The sequence below is a fragment of the Cellulomonas sp. P5_E12 genome (genome assembly GCF_054049315.1).
In genome coordinates this window covers 199,373-217,181 of record NZ_JBFUMP010000003.1, presented here as the reverse complement: position 1 = coordinate 217,181, position 17,809 = coordinate 199,373, and the positions used below count along the sequence as shown (strand labels likewise).

General features: G+C 72.3%; 22 protein-coding genes. 10 read left to right on the top strand and 12 right to left on the bottom strand.

Annotated elements, in window-relative coordinates; all coding sequences use genetic code 11:
- Window position 1 precedes the first annotated feature (1 nt).
- From ilvN to ACXJKA_RS03860, 6 genes are all read left to right on the top strand, one after another.
- Entirely contained in the window at window positions 2-526 is a 525-nt protein-coding gene (gene ilvN, locus ACXJKA_RS03885) for an acetolactate synthase small subunit (RefSeq protein WP_370502885.1), read from the top strand.
- Window positions 527-578: 52 nt separating this feature from the next.
- Window positions 579-1,607, top strand: coding sequence for a ketol-acid reductoisomerase (ilvC, locus tag ACXJKA_RS03880; RefSeq protein ID WP_456823857.1), 1,029 nt, complete (start codon window positions 579-581; stop codon window positions 1,605-1,607).
- A 271-nt stretch (window positions 1,608-1,878) separates the two neighbouring features.
- Window positions 1,879-2,433 (top strand): ASCH domain-containing protein, encoded by a 555-nt coding sequence (locus ACXJKA_RS03875; RefSeq protein ID WP_456823856.1) that lies wholly within the window; start codon window positions 1,879-1,881, stop codon window positions 2,431-2,433.
- Between the two features lie 53 nt (window positions 2,434-2,486).
- On the top strand, window positions 2,487-3,551 hold the full coding sequence (locus ACXJKA_RS03870) for a 3-isopropylmalate dehydrogenase (RefSeq protein WP_456823855.1): 1,065 nt from the start codon (window positions 2,487-2,489) through the stop codon (window positions 3,549-3,551).
- A gap of 96 nt (window positions 3,552-3,647) precedes the next feature.
- Window positions 3,648-4,757 carry a branched-chain amino acid aminotransferase gene (locus ACXJKA_RS03865; protein ID WP_456823854.1) on the top strand — a complete coding sequence of 370 codons (1,110 nt, stop codon included), beginning with the start codon at window positions 3,648-3,650 and terminating at the stop codon, window positions 4,755-4,757.
- On the top strand, window positions 4,757-5,761 hold the full coding sequence (locus ACXJKA_RS03860) for a serine hydrolase domain-containing protein (RefSeq protein ID WP_456823853.1): 1,005 nt from the start codon (window positions 4,757-4,759) through the stop codon (window positions 5,759-5,761). The genes ACXJKA_RS03865 and ACXJKA_RS03860 overlap by 1 nt, the downstream gene beginning before the upstream one ends.
- On the opposite strand, the gene ACXJKA_RS03855 is transcribed toward ACXJKA_RS03860, so the two are convergent.
- Window positions 5,758-6,384, bottom strand: coding sequence for a hypothetical protein (locus ACXJKA_RS03855; RefSeq protein WP_456823852.1), 627 nt, complete (start codon window positions 6,382-6,384; stop codon window positions 5,758-5,760). The two genes, ACXJKA_RS03860 and ACXJKA_RS03855, sit on opposite strands and share 4 nt — an antisense overlap.
- Before the next feature lie 378 nt (window positions 6,385-6,762).
- Between ACXJKA_RS03855 and cimA the strand changes: the two genes are divergently transcribed.
- The 3 genes from cimA (at window position 6,763) to ACXJKA_RS03840 (ending at window position 10,423) form a co-directional block, all read left to right on the top strand.
- Complete coding sequence (gene cimA, locus ACXJKA_RS03850) at window positions 6,763-8,388, top strand: citramalate synthase (RefSeq protein WP_456823925.1); 1,626 nt, start codon at window positions 6,763-6,765, stop codon at window positions 8,386-8,388.
- An 88-nt stretch (window positions 8,389-8,476) separates the two neighbouring features.
- Window positions 8,477-9,343: a hypothetical protein gene (locus tag ACXJKA_RS03845; protein WP_456823851.1), complete on the top strand. Its 867-nt coding sequence runs from the start codon at window positions 8,477-8,479 to the stop codon at window positions 9,341-9,343.
- Between the two features lie 21 nt (window positions 9,344-9,364).
- On the top strand, window positions 9,365-10,423 hold the full coding sequence (locus ACXJKA_RS03840) for a lipoate--protein ligase family protein (RefSeq protein WP_456823850.1): 1,059 nt from the start codon (window positions 9,365-9,367) through the stop codon (window positions 10,421-10,423).
- Window position 10,424: 1 nt separating this feature from the next.
- Here ACXJKA_RS03840 and ACXJKA_RS03835 read toward each other — a convergent pair whose 3' ends face one another.
- The 8 genes from ACXJKA_RS03835 to ybaK form a co-directional block, all read right to left on the bottom strand.
- Window positions 10,425-10,733: a DUF202 domain-containing protein gene (locus ACXJKA_RS03835; protein ID WP_456823849.1), complete on the bottom strand. Its 309-nt coding sequence runs from the start codon at window positions 10,731-10,733 to the stop codon at window positions 10,425-10,427.
- Window positions 10,730-11,095: a YidH family protein gene (locus ACXJKA_RS03830; RefSeq protein WP_456823848.1), complete on the bottom strand. Its 366-nt coding sequence runs from the start codon at window positions 11,093-11,095 to the stop codon at window positions 10,730-10,732. The genes ACXJKA_RS03835 and ACXJKA_RS03830 overlap by 4 nt, the downstream gene beginning before the upstream one ends.
- 15 nt (window positions 11,096-11,110) lie before the next feature.
- Complete coding sequence (locus ACXJKA_RS03825; protein ID WP_456823847.1) at window positions 11,111-11,563, bottom strand: hypothetical protein; 453 nt, start codon at window positions 11,561-11,563, stop codon at window positions 11,111-11,113.
- On the bottom strand, window positions 11,550-11,744 hold the full coding sequence (locus ACXJKA_RS03820) for a helix-turn-helix transcriptional regulator (RefSeq protein WP_456823846.1): 195 nt from the start codon (window positions 11,742-11,744) through the stop codon (window positions 11,550-11,552). Before ACXJKA_RS03820 ends, ACXJKA_RS03825 begins: the two co-directional genes overlap by 14 nt.
- Entirely contained in the window at window positions 11,741-12,535 is a 795-nt protein-coding gene (locus ACXJKA_RS03815; RefSeq protein WP_456823845.1) for a CPBP family glutamic-type intramembrane protease, read from the bottom strand. Before ACXJKA_RS03815 ends, ACXJKA_RS03820 begins: the two co-directional genes overlap by 4 nt.
- Window positions 12,536-12,637: 102 nt before the next feature.
- Window positions 12,638-12,802, bottom strand: coding sequence for a hypothetical protein (locus tag ACXJKA_RS03810; RefSeq protein WP_456823844.1), 165 nt, complete (start codon window positions 12,800-12,802; stop codon window positions 12,638-12,640).
- A complete protein-coding gene (locus ACXJKA_RS03805) occupies window positions 12,799-13,527 on the bottom strand; it encodes a YggS family pyridoxal phosphate-dependent enzyme (RefSeq protein ID WP_456823843.1) in 729 nt (242 codons plus the stop codon). The genes ACXJKA_RS03810 and ACXJKA_RS03805 overlap by 4 nt, the downstream gene beginning before the upstream one ends.
- Window positions 13,528-13,548: 21 nt before the next feature.
- A complete protein-coding gene (gene ybaK, locus ACXJKA_RS03800) occupies window positions 13,549-14,046 on the bottom strand; it encodes a Cys-tRNA(Pro) deacylase (RefSeq protein ID WP_456823842.1) in 498 nt (165 codons plus the stop codon).
- A 72-nt stretch (window positions 14,047-14,118) separates the two neighbouring features.
- On the opposite strand from ybaK, the gene ACXJKA_RS03795 reads away from it, so the two are divergent.
- Window positions 14,119-14,517, top strand: a complete 399-nt coding sequence (locus ACXJKA_RS03795) for a YccF domain-containing protein (RefSeq protein ID WP_456823841.1) — start codon at window positions 14,119-14,121, stop codon at window positions 14,515-14,517.
- A 4-nt stretch (window positions 14,518-14,521) separates the two neighbouring features.
- Here the strand turns inward: ACXJKA_RS03795 and ACXJKA_RS03790 are convergent, their stop codons facing one another.
- The 3 genes from ACXJKA_RS03790 to ACXJKA_RS03780 are packed head-to-tail and all read right to left on the bottom strand — an operon-like array spanning window position 14,522 to window position 17,800.
- The gene (locus ACXJKA_RS03790; protein ID WP_456823840.1) at window positions 14,522-14,794 is read right to left on the bottom strand and encodes a hypothetical protein; all 273 of its coding nucleotides are present in this window, start codon (window positions 14,792-14,794) and stop codon (window positions 14,522-14,524) included.
- A gap of 42 nt (window positions 14,795-14,836) precedes the next feature.
- On the bottom strand, window positions 14,837-15,229 hold the full coding sequence (locus ACXJKA_RS03785) for an MmcQ/YjbR family DNA-binding protein (protein ID WP_456823839.1): 393 nt from the start codon (window positions 15,227-15,229) through the stop codon (window positions 14,837-14,839).
- Between the two features lie 3 nt (window positions 15,230-15,232).
- Entirely contained in the window at window positions 15,233-17,800 is a 2,568-nt protein-coding gene (locus ACXJKA_RS03780; RefSeq protein ID WP_456823838.1) for a DEAD/DEAH box helicase, read from the bottom strand.
- Between the last annotated feature and the right edge of the window lie 9 nt (window positions 17,801-17,809).

Here is a 17,809-nt window from a genome sequence, read left to right as displayed (position 1 = left end):
CATGTCCCGTCACACCTTGTCGGTCCTCGTCGAGAACAAGCCCGGCGTGCTCACGCGCGTCGCGGGCCTGTTCGCGCGGCGCTCGTTCAACATCCACTCGCTCGCGGTCGGTCCCACCGAGCACGACGAGATCTCGCGCATCACGGTCGTCGTGGACGTCGACGCCCTGCCGCTCGAGCAGGTGACCAAGCAGCTCAACAAGCTGATCAACGTCATCAAGATCGTCGAGCTCGAGGACGCCGCGTCCGTGCAGCGCGAGCTGCTGCTGGTGAAGGTCAAGGCGGACACCACGCAGCGGACCAGCGTCCTCGAGGTCGTCCAGCTGTTCCGGGCGCACGTCGTCGACGTCGTGCCCGACACGGTCGTCATCGAGGCGACCGGCGGTCCGGGCAAGCTCGACGCCCTGCTCGCCGCCCTGGAGCCGTTCGGCATCCGGGAGATCGTGCAGTCCGGCACCGTGGCCATCGGCCGTGGGTCGCGCTCGATCACCGACCGCGCCCTCGAGCGCGTCAACCGCTCCGCCTAGCTCTTTCCCGTTCCTGAAGCAGAAGCAGAATCACACACCGAGGAGACCCATCGTGGCCGAGCTGTTCTACGACGACGACGCCGACCTGTCGATCATCCAGTCCAAGAAGGTCGCCGTCATCGGCTACGGCAGCCAGGGGCACGCGCACAGCCTCAACCTGCGCGACTCCGGCGTCGACGTGACCGTCGGCCTGCGCGAGGGCTCGGCGTCCCGCGCCAAGGCCGAGAACCAGGGCCTCAAGGTCGCCTCGGTGGCCGACGCGGTCCGCCAGGCCGACGTCGTCGTCATCCTGGCGCCCGACCAGGTGCAGCGCATCGTCTACCGCGAGGAGATCGAGCCCAACCTGCAGGACGGCGCCGCGCTCGTCTTCGGCCACGGCTTCAACATCCGCTTCGGCTACATCAAGCCGGCCGCCGGGCACGACGTGCTCATGGTCGCGCCCAAGGGCCCGGGTCACCTGGTCCGTCGCGAGTACGCCGACGGGCGCGGAGTGCCGGTCATCGTCGCCGTCGAGCACGACGCCTCGGGCGCCGCCTGGGATCTCGCGCTCTCCTACGCCAAGGCGATCGGTGGCCTGCGCGCCGCCGGCATCAAGACGACGTTCACCGAGGAGACCGAGACCGACCTGTTCGGTGAGCAGGCCGTCCTCTGCGGTGGCGTCTCGCAGCTCATCCAGTACGGGTTCGAGACCTTGACCGAGGCCGGCTACCAGCCCGAGGTCGCGTACTTCGAGGTCCTGCACGAGCTCAAGCTGATCGTCGACCTCATCTTCGAGGGCGGCATCACCAAGCAGCGCTGGTCCGTGTCCGACACCGCCGAGTACGGCGACTACGTGTCCGGCCCGCGCGTCATCACGCCCGACGTGAAGACCAACATGCAGGCCGTCCTCGCGGACATCCAGAACGGTGCCTTCGCCGAGCGGTTCATCAACGACCAGGACGCCGGCGCGCCGGAGTTCAAGGCCCTCCGCGAGAAGGGCCAGAACCACCCGATCGAGCCCGTTGGCCGCGAGCTGCGCAAGCTGTTCGCCTGGGTGAAGCCGTCGGAGACCGACTACGTCGAGGGCAGCGCGGCGCGCTGACCGGAGGTAGGGGCCGCCCGAAGGGTGGCACCTGCCGTAGGTCGGGGCAGAGCGCTGCCCGACCACAAGTACGAGGGCAGCGCGGCGCGCTGATCTGCCCCACGCTCACCGAACGGCACCCCTCCGGGGTGCCGTTCGGCGTTTCAAGCGTCGAGCAAGCCATGAGTGCCGTGATCGACGGCCATGCCGTCGCTCATGGCTTGCTCACCAGCCGGTGTGCCGCTGGGCTGCGGGTACGCAAGGATGGGCGGACGACGACGGAGGGACGACGATGACCGACGAGCTGGTGGACCGACCCGAGGACGGCGTCGAGGGCGCCGTCGAGGACGTGCGCGTCGCAGCGTTCTGGCAGGCGGCCCGTGGCCATGTCGGGTTCGGCAAGCTGGACAGCGTGCTCGGTGAGTCGCCCGAGGACGTCGTGCCGCCGCCGTCGTGGTCCTACGGCGACGACGCGGAGGCGGCCGAGCTCCTGGCCCGCGTGCTGGACGGCCGCAAGACGGCCACGGCGCTCGCGGTCGCCGAGCTCGAGCAGGTGGGTCTCGAGGTCCCGCGCGTCGGCGACCTGTCGATCGTCGTGGACGGCGCCGGCACCCCGCGGGCGCTCCTGCGCACCACGGACGTCGAGGTCGTCCCGTTCGACCAGGTCGACGCCGAGCACGCGGCGGCCGAGGCCGAGGACGACGGCTCGCTGGAGTCGTGGCGCACCCACCACGAGGCGTCGTGGCGCCGGGTGCTGGGCCAGGACTTCTCCCCGACGATCCCTGTGATGCTCGAGCGCTTCGAGCTGATCTACCCGACGACCGGCCCGACGCCCCCGGTGGACTGACCGCAGGATGAGACATCCGTCCCGAGCGGTGGGACGGGGTTTAGGCTCGCTCCATGGTCGAGACCTCTGCTGCCCGGGACATCCGCCTCGCCGTCGTCGCTGGTGACGGCATCGGCACGGAGGTCGTCGAGCAGGGCCTGCTCGCCTTGGAGACGGCGCTGCACGGCGGCCCGGTCACGGTCTCGACGACGGACTTCGACCTGGGCGCGCGCCGCTGGCACGCGACGGGCGAGACGCTCACGGACACCGACCTCGAGGCGATCCGCGCGCACGACGCGATCCTGCTGGGCGCCATCGGCGACCCGAGCGTCCCGTCGGGCGTGCTCGAGCGGGGGCTGCTGCTCAAGCTGCGCTTCGCGCTGGACCACTACGTCAACCTGCGCCCGAGCCGGCTCTACCCGGGCGTGGCCTCCCCGCTGGCGAACCCCGGCGAGATCGACTTCGTCGTGGTCCGCGAGGGCACGGAGGGCCCGTACGTCGGCAACGGCGGCGCGATCCGCGTCGGCACGCCGCACGAGGTGGCCAACGAGGTCAGCGTGAACACGGCGTTCGGCGTCGAGCGCGTGGTCCGCGACGCGTTCGCCCGCGCCGCCGCCCGCCCGCGCAAGAAGCTCACGCTGGTGCACAAGCACAACGTGCTCGTGCACGCGGGTCACCTGTGGCGCCGCACGGTCGAGGCCGTGAACGCCGAGTTCCCCGATGTGACGGTCGACTACCTGCACGTGGACGCGGCGACCATCTTCCTGGTCACCAACCCGGCGCGGTTCGACGTGATCGTCACCGACAACCTCTTCGGCGACATCCTCACGGACCTCGCCGCCGCGATCACCGGCGGCATCGGCCTGGCGGCCTCGGCGAACATCAACCCGGACCGCACGGCGCCGAGCATGTTCGAGCCCGTGCACGGCTCCGCGCCCGACATCGCGGGCCAGGGCAAGGCCGACCCGACGGCCACGGTGCTGTCGGTCGCCCTCCTGCTCGAGCACCTCGGCCTCGCCGACGAGGCCGCGCGGGTGGAGAAGGCCGTCGCCGACGACATCGCCGACCGCAAGGGCGCCGAGCGAGTACGGTCGACGGCCGAGGTGGGCAAGGACCTCGCCGCGCGCATCGCCGGCTGAGCCGTATCCGTGGGGCCCGAGCGCCCCACCTCGGATATCCACCCGGCCGTCCTCACCGGTACCGTCAAACCTGACTCTGGTGAAAGGCCCCCGCAGATGAGCACCCTGGCAAACCCGACGTCCGCCGACCTCTTCGAGATCACGCGGACCGACACCCCCGTCCCCGACGAGCAGCGCGAGGCAGCGCTGGCGTCGCCGAAGTTCGGCACCGTGTTCACCGAGCACATGGCCCGCATCTCGTACTCGCAGGAGAGCGGCTGGACCGGCCGCCGCATCGAGAAGTACGGCCCCCTGCTGCTCGACCCGGCGACCGCCGTCCTGCACTACGCGCAGGAGATCTTCGAGGGCCTCAAGGCGTACCGGCACCCCGACGGCTCGGTCTGGACGTTCCGCCCGCAGGCCAACGCCGCACGGTTCGCGCGGTCGGCCCAGCGCCTGGCCCTGCCGGAGCTGACCGAGGCGGACTTCCTCGGCGCCATCCAGGCCCTCGTCGCCACGGACCGTGCCTGGGTGCCGTCCGGCGAGGAGACGAGCCTCTACCTGCGCCCGTTCATGTACGCGTCCGAGAGCTTCCTCGGGGTGCGCCCGTCTCTCGAGGCCGAGTTCCTCGTCATCGCGTCGCCCGTGGGCCCGTACTTCGCGGGCGGCGTGCGTCCCGTGGCCATCTGGGTGGACCAGGAGTTCCACCGCGCCGGCGCCGGCGGGACGGGTGCGGCCAAGTGCGGCGGCAACTACGCCGCCAGCCTGCTGCCGCAGCAGGAGGCCTACGCCAAGGGCTTCGAGCAGGTCTGCTTCCTCGACGCGTCGACGAACACGCAGCTCGAGGAGCTCGGCGGCATGAACGTCTTCATCGTCCACGCGGACGGGTCGGTGGCCACGCCGCCCATCTCGGGGTCGATCCTCGAGGGCGTGACGCGCATGTCGATCCTGCGCCTGCTGACGGACGCCGGGCACGAGGTCTCGGAGCGCCCGATCCCGCTGGCCGAGCTCCAGGCAGGACTGGCCGACGGCTCGGTGCGCGAGGTGTTCGCGTGCGGCACGGCCGCCGTCATGACGCCCATCGGACGCATGGCCAGCGACGACTTCGACCTCACGGTCGGCGACGGTGAGGCCGGTCCGGTGACCACCCGCATCCGCGCGGAGCTGACCGACATCCAGTACGGTCGCGCGACCGACCGGCACGGCTGGCTGCACCGCCTGGTCTGATGGATCTCCAGGGGCTCGTCGACCGGACCGCCGCCGAGATCGGCTTCTCGGGGGTGGTCCGCGTCGACCGGGCGGACCGCACGGAGCTGAGCGCGGCGTACGGTCTGGCCGACCGGCGGCACGGCATCGCGATGTCGCCGGACAGCCAGGTGGCGATGGCGAGCGGGACGAAGGGGCTGACCGCGCTCGCCGTGATGAGCCTGGTCGAGGACGGCACCCTCGCGCTCACGACGACCGCGCGCTCGCTGCTGGGCGCGGACCTGCCGCTGATCGCCGACGACGTCACGGTCGAGCACCTGCTGGCGCACCGGTCGGGCATCGGCGACTACTTCGACGAGGACAGCGACGCCCCGATCAGCGCGTACGCGTTGCCGGTGCCCGTGCAGGACCTGGCGACCGTCGAGCAGTTCCTGGCGGTGCTGGACGGCTTCCCGACGAAGTTCCGGGCGGGCGAGCGGTTCTCCTACTGCAACGGCGGGTTCGTCGTGCTCGCACTCCTCGCCGAACGAGCGTCCGGGGTGCCGTTCCACGACCTGGTCCGGCAGCGCGTCTGCGCGCCCGCGGGGCTGGTCGACACGGACTTCCTGCGGTCGGACGCGCTGCCCGGCCGCGCCGCCGTCGGGTACGTCGAGATGGACGGCGCGTGGCGGACCAACGTGTTCCACCTGCCTGTGCTCGGGAGCGGCGACGGCGGCATGTACACGACGGCTGCCGACGTGCACCGGTTCTGGACTGCGCTGTTCGAGGGCGCGATCGTCGGCACCCCGACCGTCGCGCGGATGATCGAGCCGCGCAGCGACGTCCCCGAGGAGGGCAGACGCTACGGGCTCGGGTTCTGGCTGCACCCCACCCGCGAGGTCGTGCAGCTGGACGGCTACGACGCCGGCGTGTCGTTCCGCAGCCTGCACGACCCCGCGGACGGGCTGACCGTGACCGTGGTCGGCACGACGTCCGAGGGCGCGTGGCCCGTGGTCAGGGCGCTCGAGAAGGAGCTGATCGGCTAGTCGACAGCCGTCCCCGGGCGCAGCGTCCGTCCCAGGACGCCGACGAGCAGCGACCAGATGGCGATGCCGATGAGCGCGTTGACGATGCCCGCGGAGATCGACGCCTCGAGCGCGTCGGTCCAGGTGAGCGGCAGGAGCGCAGCGGTCAGCGTGCCGAGGAACATGATCCAGCCGAAGAACGCCTTGGGCTTCGGGGTGGTGAGCACGAGCAGCTGCAGCAGCCCACCGGCGAGCACCGCGAAGAGCGCGGCACCGACCACGTAGGTCGCCCCGGTCGAGTCCGTGCCGAAGATGTACTTGACGGCGGTCTCGAACGTCTCGATGTTGAGGATCTGGTCGACGATCACGACGCCGACCAGGCCGATGAGCGCCGCCACCAGCGCGGTCGCGACGACCCCGGCCCAGTAGCGCCCGGCATCCACCGACGGACCCGCCGGTGCGGCGGGGACAGGAGCCGGCGCCGGAACGGGGGCGGGCGCCGGGGGGACCTGGGCGGGCTGTACCGAGACGGGGTAGACCATCGTGGGGTCCGCCACCGGGGGCGGTGGTGGGACCGGCGCCGGGGCGGGCGTCGAGTGCGGGTAGGCGGACTGGCGCTCCGGAGGGGGAGTGGGGGTGGACATGCTGCCTCCTGGTAGGTCGACCGACCTGCGTACCGCCGGTGACGGTATCCGTCCACGGTAGCGAATCGGACAGCCCGGGCACGGGCGAGCGGGCATCCACGCCGTCGACGGCGTGTCCAAGGCGTGGAACGCGTGACCACGGATGGTGACGTGTGCCACGATGCACTGGTGACCCGCTCCTCCCTCATTATCGAGTAGCGCGTCGGCTCACCAGCTGACGCGCAGACCTCCCGTACCCCGGGGGGTCTTTTTGTTGGTCGGAGCACCACCCCCGCCCCGACTACCGTCGACTGCACCGGCACACCCCGCCCACGAGCAGGACGACGAAGCAGAGCCAGCACGAGGTCACGTCGCCCGTCCCAGCACCGAAGAGAGCCCATCGTGTCCGTCCCCGCCAGCACCCCGTTCCAGGTCTACGACACGACCCTGCGCGACGGTGCACAGCAGGAGGGGATCAACCTCTCCGTCTCCGACAAGCTGGCCATCGCGCCCCTGCTCGACGAGCTCGGCGTGGGTTTCATCGAGGGCGGCTGGCCGGGCGCGGTGCCCAAGGACACCGAGTTCTTCAAGCGGGCGGCCAAGGAGCTGGACTTCCGCAACGCAGAGCTCGCGGCGTTCGGCAGCACCCGCAAGGCGGGCACGCGCGCGGTCGACGACCCCCAGGTGCGCGCGCTCGTCGACTCGGAGGCGCCGGTCGTCGCGCTCGTCGCCAAGCACGACCTGCGGCACGCGGAGCGGGCGCTGCGGACCACGGGCGACGAGAACATCGCGATGATCGCCGACACGGTCGCGTTCCTGGTGCGCGAGGGGCGCCGGGTGGTGGTCGACGCCGAGCACTTCTTCGACGGCTACCGCTTCGACCCGGCGTACTCCCGTGCCGCCGTGCTGGCCGGGTTCGAGGCGGGCGCCGAGGTGGTCGCCCTGTGCGACACCAACGGCGGCATGGTGCCCTCGTGGGTGGCCGACATCGTGCACGACATCCGCGGTGCCGTCGGGCCCGACGCCATCCTGGGCATCCACGCGCACAACGACTCCGGCTGCGCGGTCGCCAACACGCTCGCTGCCGTCGAGGCCGGGTGCACCCACGTGCAGGGCACGGTCAACGGGTACGGGGAGCGCACGGGCAACGCCGACCTGCTGGCGGTCGTCGCCAACCTGCAGCTGAAGTACGGGCTGCCCGTGCTCAAGGTGACCGACGGGCTTCCCGGCGGTCTGCCCGAGCTGACGCGCATCGCGCACGCCATCAGCGAGATCACCAACATCTCGCCGTTCGCCCGCTCGCCCTACGTCGGGGCCAGCGCCTTCGCGCACAAGGCCGGCATCCACGCCTCGGCCATCAAGGTGGACCCGGACCTCTACCAGCACACGGACCCCGCCGAGGTGGGCAACGACATGCGCATGCTGATCTCCGACATGGCCGGACGCGCGTCGATCGAGCTCAAGGGCCGCGAGCTCGGGTTCGACCTGTCGGGACGCCCGGAGCTGCTGGGCCGGGTCACGGACCGGGTGAAGGACGCCGAGGCGCGCGGCTACACCTACGAGGCTGCCGACGCGTCCTTCGAGCTGCTGCTCCTCGAGGAGATCGACGGGCAGCGTCCGCTGTACTTCCGCGTCGAGTCGTGGCGGACGATCGTCGAGCGCTCGGGCGGGCGCGGGACCCCGGCGACGGCCGAGGCGACGGTCAAGCTGCACGCCGGCGGCGAGCGGATCGTCAGCACCGGCGAGGGCAATGGCCCCGTCAACGCGCTCGACCACGCGCTGCGGCTCGCCCTCCTGCGCGTGTACCCGGAGCTCGAGGACTTCGAGCTCATCGACTTCAAGGTGCGCATCCTCGACTCGATGCACGGCACCGATGCGGTCACGCGCGTGCTCATCGAGATGACCGACGGCCAGCGCTCGTGGAGCACCGTCGGCGTCGGGCCCAACCTGCTCGAGGCGTCGTGGGAGGCGCTCACGGACTCGGCCATCTGGGGGCTGCGCAACCGCGGCGTGCTGCCCCGCTGAAGTTCATCCCTGCACACTCGACCGCGGCGGCTTAGCCTCGGAGCAACGGCCGCTGCAGCGCGGCCGCCGACGTGCGGAGGGAGCGGTCGTGTCCGGCAGTGCGCCGCAGCCCGTCGACCCGGCGCCCGGGGACGGGCCGCAGGTGGGGGCACGGTCCCGGTCACGGCGCGGCTGGTGGTGGCTGGTGCTCGCCCTCCTCGCGCTGGCCCTCGTCACCGCGCTCGTGGCCCAGCCGTGGGAGCCGGTGGAGACGGAGCCGACGCCCACCGCGACGGTCTCGGTGTCGACGCCCGCGAGCACGCCGTCACCTTCGGTCTCGATCGGGCCGCCCGGGGCGGACGCCGTCTTCGACCCCACGACGGCCACCGCGCTGTTCGTCACGCCGGAGGACCTGGTCGCCGACATCCCGGCCGCCGAGCCCGGCGTGCAGCCCCTGATCCCGTCGGGCCAGATGACGTGGGGGCTCCCCGCCGGATCCACGGTCGAGCCGCCGGAGTGCCTGACCGCGGTCACGGTCGTCGCCGCGCCGCCGCCCTGGTACGACTCCCGCATGTGGGGGAACAGCGCCCTGAGCTTCGAGCAGGAGGTCGTGCTGATGCCCGACCCCGCCGCGGCCCGCGAGGCCTTCCGCGCGCTCGTCACCACCGTCGACGCGTGCCCGAAGTACAGCCAGGTCAACGAGGGGGTCGACGGCGCGACCTGGACCGCCGAGCCGGCGATCGAGGGCCAGGGCGTCTTCCCGTCGATCGTGCAGGAGATCACCCACTCCGCCGAGGCCGCGACGCTGCCCGCGTACCGGGGCCACATGCTCGTCGGCAACGCCATCGTCACCTGGACCGCCGAGTCTCTGGCGACCATCGACCCGGACGCGGCGCTCGCCACCCTCGGCGACCCCGAGACCCTCTCGGCGATGGTGCAGGGCCGCGCGCAGTCGGCCGTGCAGGCGCTCGGCTGACGCGCACCTACGCTGGGCTCCGTGCACGGTGAGTACAAGGTCCCCGGCGGCAAGCTCGTCGCGGTCGACCTCGACGTGGTGGACGGGCTGCTGAGCGGCGTCAGCGTGAGCGGCGACTTCTTCCTGGAGCCCGACGAGGCGCTGCCGGTGCTGTCGTCGGCGCTCGACGGCCTGCCCCGGGACGCGCCGGTGAGCCGGCTGGCCGACGCCGTGACGTCCGCCCTCGCCCGCGAGGAGCAGCCGGTCACCATGGTCGGGTTCGACGCGCACGCGGTCGCCGTGGCGGTGCGCCGGGCGCTCGGCCTCTCGACGGCGTGGAGCGACCACACGTTCGAGCTGATCCACCCGGGTCCGCTGCCTCCCGCCCTGCACACCGCGCTCGACCAGGTGCTCACCGAGGAGCTCGCCGCCGGTCGGCGTGGCCCCACGCTGCGGTTCTGGGAGTGGGTGGAGCCGGCGGTGATCATCGGCTCGTTCCAGTCGCTGCGCAACGAGGTCRACCTCGAGGCCACGCAGCGCTACGGCATCACCGTGGTTCGGCGGATCTCGGGCGGCGGCGCGATGTTCATGGAGGCCGGCAACTGCATCACGTTCTCGCTGGTGGTGCCCGCGTCGCTGGTCGACGGCATGACCTTCGAGGAGTCCTACGCGTTCCTCAACCAGTGGGTGCTCGGCGCGCTCGCGGACGTGGGGGTGCAGGCGTTCACCAGCGGGCTCAACGACATCGCGTCACCAGCCGGCAAGCTCGCGGGGTCGGCGCAGAAGCGCATGGTGGGCGGTGCGGTGCTGCACCACGTGACCATGTCCTACGACATCGACGCCGACAAGATGCTCGAGGTGCTGCGGATCGGCCGCGAGAAGCTCTCGGACAAGGGGACGACGAGCGCGAACAAGCGCGTCGACCCCGTCCGCTCGCAGACCCAGCTGCCGCGCGAGGCCGCCATCGCGGCGTTCGCGGCGCACTTCCGGAGCCGGTACCCGACGGTCGACGGCGCGCTGCGGCCCGAGGAGCTGGAGCGGGCGACCGAGCTCATGCGGACCAAGTTCACCGATCCGGGGTGGACCGCCCGCGTGCCGTGACTCAGGCGCCGTGCAGCAGCACKAACGCCCCGGCGGCGACGCCCATCACGACCAGCGAGAACGCGCAGACGGTCACCAAGCGCCCGCCGGGAGGCAGCGAGCGGCCCACGAGATGGCGTCGGTGCGACGAGATCGTGAGGGCGGTGGCGGCGACGAGGCCCAGGACGGCGATGCTCCACGCGGAGAGCCCGACGTACTCCTGGAGCAGGTGGGCGGCGGCGATCCCCCCGCCGAAAAGCCCCAGCGCCGTCCGACGCCACGCGAGGTGCGTGCGCTCGACCGCGAGGGTCGTCGGGGCCGCGTCGGTCACGCCAGCGCCAGCCCCACGAGCACGAGGCCGCCGGCGACGCACACGCCGACGACGAGGAGCCCGAACGCCGAGGGTGCCGGCAGAGGGGTGCTGGTCCGCACCGAGCGCTCGGCGCGGGCCCAGCCGAGCCAGGCGAGCACCGGCGCGACCGCGCCCAGCGCGACGAGCACCATCGCCGCCGCGAACCGCAGGTCGGTCTGCACGGGCAGGTTCAGGGCCTCGAGCGCCACGCCGCCGGCCAGCAGGGCCAGCGACGTGCGGATCCAGGCCAGGAACGTCCGCTCGTTGGCGAGCGAGAACCGCGCGTCGGGGTCGGTCCCGGTGCCGTAGACCCACCGGGGGAACCGGCGCTCGTCGCTCATGGGCCCATCCTGCCGTCAGAGCCGCCGGGAGAGTACGACGTTCGCCACGACGAGCACCACGAGCAGCGTCGCCTCGATGGCGCCGATCACGGTGGAACCGTCGGCGCCGAGCGCCACGGCGGCGAGCCCGATCGCGTTGGCCAGGAACGCCGCGAGTCCCACCCACGCCAGGGAGGCGGTCTGGATCGTCTTGTCGCGCTCGTCGGCCGTGCCCAGCAGGGCGCGGCCGACGCCACCCTCGGGCGACGCCCCCCGGCGCCGGGCGCGCCAGCGGATCGCGAGCGCAACAGCGACGACGAGTCCGCCGCCCACGAGCGCACCCGCGGCGGTGTCGGGCTGGCCGGCCAGCGTGAACGCCAGCCAGAGGAGGCCGACGGCGACCAGCGCGGCCCCGCAGCTGGCCAGGAAGCGGCGGTCCGAGAGTGCTCGGGTCTGCCGTGTCGGGCGGCCGGGCTCAGACGTCGTCATGGAAGATCTCCTCGATCGTGGTGCGGAAGTAGCGGGCCACGGCGAACGCCAGCGGCAGCGAGGGGTCGTAGCGGCCGGTCTCCAGGGAGTTCACGGTCTGCCGGGACACGGCCAGGGCCTCGGCGAGGGCCGCCTGGGAGAGGCCCGCCTCCTCGCGCAGTCGCCGGATCTCGTTCCTCATGCGTCGGCGGGCACAGGCGCGTCGGGCCGCGTGCGGGTCAGCAGCGGCCGGAGGTCGACCAGCAGGTGCAGGACCATGGGAAGCAGCAGGCTGCCCGTCAGCAGGTACAGCTGGGCGAAGACGGCGCCCAGGGCCCCTGTCGCCAGCATTCCGAGCCGACCCTGGTACCAGTGCGCCACCCCGAAGAGCGCCGCGGCGGCGGCGACCACCCAGCCGTGGCCGAGCGAGGGCAGCCCCACCGCGAGGGCGAGCACGACCAGCCCGCGGTAGGTGATCTCCTCGGTCACGCCGGCGCTCACGGCGAGCCCCGCCCAGCCGCGGCGGGCCGCCGGTGTGGTCGGGAGCATGACGTCGACGGCGGCGAGCACCGGGCGGACCCGGGCCGAGGACCGGCGCAGGACCACGGCCAGCGCACCGGCCGACAGCGCGAGGCCCACCGCCGCGCCGAGGACCATGGCGAGGGCGTCGTCCCCGCCCTCGCTCAGACCGCCGAGGTGGGGGAGGCGCAGGCCCAGCTCCGCGACCCCGACGCCGGGGAGCGCGAGCACCAGGGCGACGGCGACCGCTCCGGCCAGCCAGCCCAGCCACGTCCAGCTCCGGTAGAAGCGCCGGCGGACGGCGTCCCGGGTCACCTCGTCGTCGGCGGCGGCGAGGTCGTGGACGAGCCGCCGGTGCTGGCGACGACCGAGCACGGGGTCGAGGGCGACCAGCGCGGTGGCGGCGAGCACCAGGACGAGCGCGGTCGCCGTGGGGACGTCCAGGGCGTGCAGGGTGTCGAGCGTGTCCGGCACGAGAGTCCTCCGATGCGTCGTTCCGATGTCAAGCGTGCTTGACGTGACAAGCGTGCTTGACATCGAACCGGCTGTCAAGCGACCTTGTCATCGGGCGACGTATCAGGCGTCTCGGTCCGCACTCCTGACCGTCGACGAAGGAGTGACATGGACCTCGACCTGGACCGCCAGCTGCGCCGCCTGACCGTGCTCCGTGCCCGCGAGCTCGCTGCCCACCAGCGCGCCTCTGTCCGGACCGCGCAGGTGCTGCTGCTGCGCAGGGGTCATCCCCGGGCGCCGAAGACCGCGCTGCCGACGCGCACCAAGGTCGCGCCCTCCGCGATGGCGAGCTCGAGGTCCCCGCTCATGCCCATCGACAGCTCCGTGGCGGTCTGAGTCCCCGACGCCACGACCTCGTCCCGCAGGGTGCGCAGCAGGGCGTACCCGGCCCGCACCACGCCGGCGTCGTCGGACCGCGCCCCCACGGTCATCAGCCCGGCGACGCGAAGCAGCGGCAGCGCCGCGACCTCGGCCGCCAACGCCACGGCCTCGGCCGGAGGCACCCCGTGCTTGGTCGCCTCGCCCGAGACGTTCACCTGCAGGTACACGTCGACCGTGTCGCCCGCCCGTGCCGACAGGCGCTCCGCCAGGTCCAGGGACGCGACCGACTCGATGCACGAGGCCCACCGCAGCGCCGCGTTGACCTTGTTGGACTGCAGAGGGCCGATGAGGTGCAGGCTCGCCAACCCGTCGAGCTCCGGCGCCTTGGCGACGAGCTCCTGCACGCGGTTCTCGCCGACGAGCACGGCCGTGAGGGTCGGGTCGGCGGCGCGGGCCTCGCGATCGGCCTCGAGGGCGGCGCGCACGAGCGAGACGGGCTGGGTCTTGGTCGCCAGCAGCAGTCGCACCTCGCGGGGGCCGCGTCCCGCGGCGTGGGCGGCCACGGCCACGCGCCGCCGGACGTCCGCCAGCCGACCGGCGAGGGTCAGCCGGTCTGCCGCGTCGTCGCCCATGGCTGCAGAACCTACCGGCGGTCAGCCCCGGGCGATGTCCGCGACCACGGCCGACGTGAGCCGGACGAGGTCGTCGGGGGCGAGCTCGACGTCGAGGCCGCGCCGGCCCCCGGACACGAGGACCGTGTCGAACAGCCACGCGGTCTCGTCGACGACCGTCGGATGGGTGGTGCGCTGCCCGAGCGGGGAGATGCCGCCGACGACGTACCCCGTCGCCCGCTCGGCGTCCGGCTTGGCGGCCATGGCCGCCTTCTTGCCGCCGACGGCGTGCGCGAGCGCCTTGAGGTCCAGCTGCCCGGTCACGGGGACGACGGCGACCGTGAGCGTGCCGTCGACCGTCGTCATGAGGGTCTTGAAGACCTTCTCGGCCGGCACGCCCAGCGCCACGGCGGCCTCCAGGCCGTAGCCGAGGGTGCTCGCCGGGTCGTGCTCGTAGGCGTGCGCCGTGTGCGGGACGCCGGCGGCGGTCAGCGCGACGAGGGCGGGGGTGCCCGAGGGGGCGTGCTCTTTCTTAGCCACGGAGCCACGATAGGGGCCGATCAGGGTGGTCCCGGATACCGCCGGCCGAGGCGCAGGGTGCAGGCTGGCTCCGTGAAGACACTGCTCAACATCATCTGGCTCGTGCTGGCCGGCCTCTGGCTGGCCCTGGGCTACGTGCTCGCCGGGATCGTCTGCTGCATCCTCATCATCACGATCCCCTTCGGCATCGCATCGTTCCGCATGGCCAGCTACGCGTTGTGGCCGTTCGGCCGGACCGTCGTCGACAAGCCGACGGCGGGCGCGTTCGCGGTGATCGGCAACATCATCTGGCTCGTCATCGCCGGCTGGTGGCTGGCCCTGGGGCACATCATCACGGGCATCGTCCAGGCGATCACGATCATCGGCATCCCGTTGGCGCTGGCCAACTGGAAGATGGTGCCGATCTCGCTGTTCCCGCTGGGCAAGCAGATCGTGCCGTCCGACCGCATCATGGCGGCCTACGGCCAGTGATCGCCTACTGGCCGATGATCAGGACGGTCACCAGGTAGAGCAGCGTCCCCGCGGCGACCCCGGTGCTCGCCGCGAACCAGAGGGCCGGGTTCTTGCCGCGGGCCTGGAGCACCATCGCCGTGACCACGAGCACGACGGCCGCCACGAGCGTGAGCAGACCGAGCACGAGGAACGCGGACAGGAACGCCGCGACCAGGCAGATCACGAACACGAAGCGCGGAGACCTCGTGACGCGCACGGGCGGTTCGGTCGGCTGGGGCTGCGGGTCTCTCGCCATGCGCGAACGGTAACGCGCGCGCCGGGCCCGCCGGGCGCCGTCTCAGGCCGGCCCGTCGGGATGCTCGTCGAGCCACTGGGCGGCCAGACGCTTGGGTGCCTGCGCCAGCCACGCCTCCGTGAGCAGGTCGCGCAGCTCGGGCACGTCGATGACGTCGAGACGCACGAGGATCGCCGGGTAGCCGCGGAAGTGCGGCGTCGTGAAGTAGATGTCGGGGGCCCGGGCGACCAGCTCGTCCTTGGCCTCCAGGCCTGGCACCCGGGCGCAGAGGATCGGTCCCTCGGGCGCCGACGCGCCGAGCGCTTCGCGGTCCTTCGGGCGCAGTGGGCGGTCCCACGCGAGCGGCTTCGACCCGACGCTCCAGTCCAGCCCCGACCCCTGGGACGTCTCCGGCAGCGCGGCCACCTCGCGACGGACGTCGTCCCAGGTGGCCATGGCTCAGCCTGACAGGTCGCCGAGCGGCCCGACCACCGCGATCCGGAGCTGGACCTCGCCCGTCTCGTCGGAGCCCGCGAGGTCGACGACCGCGTCGATGCGCCAGTCGTGGTCGTCCTCGGGGTCGTCCAGCAGCTGGCGGACCTGCCACGTGCCCCGACCCGGGGTGACCTGGAACAGGGCCGGGCCGCGCGCGGGGGCGCCCGTGAGGATCTCGTCGTGGTCGTCGTAGAACGGGTCGAGTGCGGCCCGCCACCGGTCGGCGTCCCACGGGACCTCGTCGGTGTCGAGATCGCCCAGCTGCGCGAGACCGCCGTAGTACTCGCGCGCCGCGAGCTCGACCCGGCGGAACAGGGCGCCGCGGACGAGCGCCCGGAACACGCGCGGGTTGGCGGTGATCGGCTCGGGGACGTCCTCGTCGATCCCGCCGGGGGCGTCAGCACCGTGCTCGTCCAGCGGGTTGCTCAGCCGCTCCCACTCGTCCAGCAGGCTCGAGTCGGTGCGCCGGACCAGGTCGCCCAGCCACTCGATGATCTCCCACAGCTCCTCGGTGCGCGCCTCCTCCGGGACCGTCTGGCGCAGGGCACGGTAGGCGTCGGCGAGGTAGCGCAGCAGCACGCCCTCCGTCCGGTCCAGCTGGTAGTACGCGACGTACTCGGCGAAGCTCATGGCGCGCTCGTGCATGTCGCGCACCACGGACTTGGGGGACAGGGCCAGGTCCGCCACCCACGGGTTGGTCTGCCGGTACGTGACGAACATGGCCTCGAGCAGCTCCGCGAGCGGCTTGGGGTAGCCGACGTCCTCGAGCAGGGCCATGCGCTGGTCGTACTCGAGCCCGTCGGACTTCATCTGCGCGACGGCCTCGCCGCGGGCCCGGTTCTCCTGCGCGGAGAGCACCTGGCGGGGGTCGTCGAGGGTGGCCTCGATGACCGAGACGACGTCGTGCGCGTAGGCGGGGTCGTCGCGGTCGAGCAGGTCGAGCGCCGCGTACGCGAACGGGGACAGCGCCTGGTTGAGCGCGAAGTTGGGGGCCAGCTCCGCGGTCAGCTGCACGGCCCGACGACGCCCGTGCGGAGCCGTCGGGTCCTCGACCCACGGGCGCTCGATGACGCCCGCCGCGCGCAACGAGCGGTACACGGCGATGGCCTGGCGCACGTGCCTGCCCTGCGCGCCCGGCGGCTCGTGGTTGTCCGTCAACAGCTTCGTCATGGCGGCGACCGGGTCGCCCTCGCGGGCCAGCACGTGCAGCACCATGGCGTGCGACACGGCGAAGCTGCTGGTCAGCGGCTCGGGCGGGGCGTCGCGCAGGCGCTCGAAGGTGCTGTCGGTCCAGTTGACCTGCCCCTCGGGGGCCTTCTTGCGGACGATCTTCTTGAGCTTGCGAGGGTCGTCGCCCGCCTTCTCCAGCAGCTTGCGGTTCTCGATCACGTGCTCGGGCGCCAGGACGATGACCTCGCCGACGGTGTCGAAGCCGGCCCGGCCCGCCCGGCCGGCGATCTGGTGGAACTCGCGCGCGGACAGGTGCCGCATCCGCACCCCGTCGTACTTGACCAGGCTGGTGAGCAGGACCGTGCGGATGGGCACGTTGATGCCGACACCGAGCGTGTCCGTGCCGCAGACCACCGGCAGGAGGCCCTTCTGCGTCAGCCGCTCGACCACGCGGCGGTACTTGGGCAGCATCCCCGCGTGGTGCACGCCGACCCCGTGCCGGAGCAGCCGGTTGAGGGTGCGGCCGAAGCCCGGCCCGAACCGGAAGCCCGCGATCTCGTCGGCGATCCGGTCCCGCTGCTCGCGGCTGGCCAACGGCGTCGACATGAGCGACTGCGCCCGCTCGACGGCCTCCTTCTGCGTGAAGTGCACGACGTAGACGGGGGCGCGACGGGTCTTGACCAGCTCGTCCAGCAGCTCGTGCAGCGGCTCGATCGCGTAGGTGAACGTCAGCGGCACAGGCCGTTCGGCGTTCGCGATGACGGCGACGGGCTGGTGGGTCCGGCGCGTGATGTCCTCGGCGAAGAACCCGACGTCGCCGAGCGTCGCGGACATGAGCACGAACTGGACCTTGCTCAGCTCGAGCAGCGGCACCTGCCACGCCCAGCCGCGCTGTGGGTCGGCGTAGAAGTGGAACTCGTCCATGACGACCTGGCCGACGTCGGCGTCGTCGCCGTCGCGCAGGGCCACGTTGGCCAGGATCTCCGCCGTGCAGCAGATGATCGGCGCGCCGGGGTTGACCGCGGAGTCGCCGGTCATCATGCCGACGTTCGCGGAGCCGAACGCCTCGACGAGCGCGAAGAACTTCTCGCTGACCAGCGCCTTGAGCGGGGCGGTGTAGTAGGTCCGGCGGCCCTGGGCCAGGGCGACGAAGTGCGCGGCGACCGCCACGAGCGACTTCCCCGAGCCCGTCGGCGTCGACAGGATCACGTGCGCGCCGGTGACCAGCTCGAGCAGGGCCTCGTCCTGGTGCGGGTACAGGGTCAGGCCCTGGTCGTCCGCCCAGCCGACGAAGGCCTCGTACAACGCGTCGGGATCGGTGGGATCGGCGGGGATGCGGTCGGCCAGCGTGGGGGTGCTCATCGTGCGTCG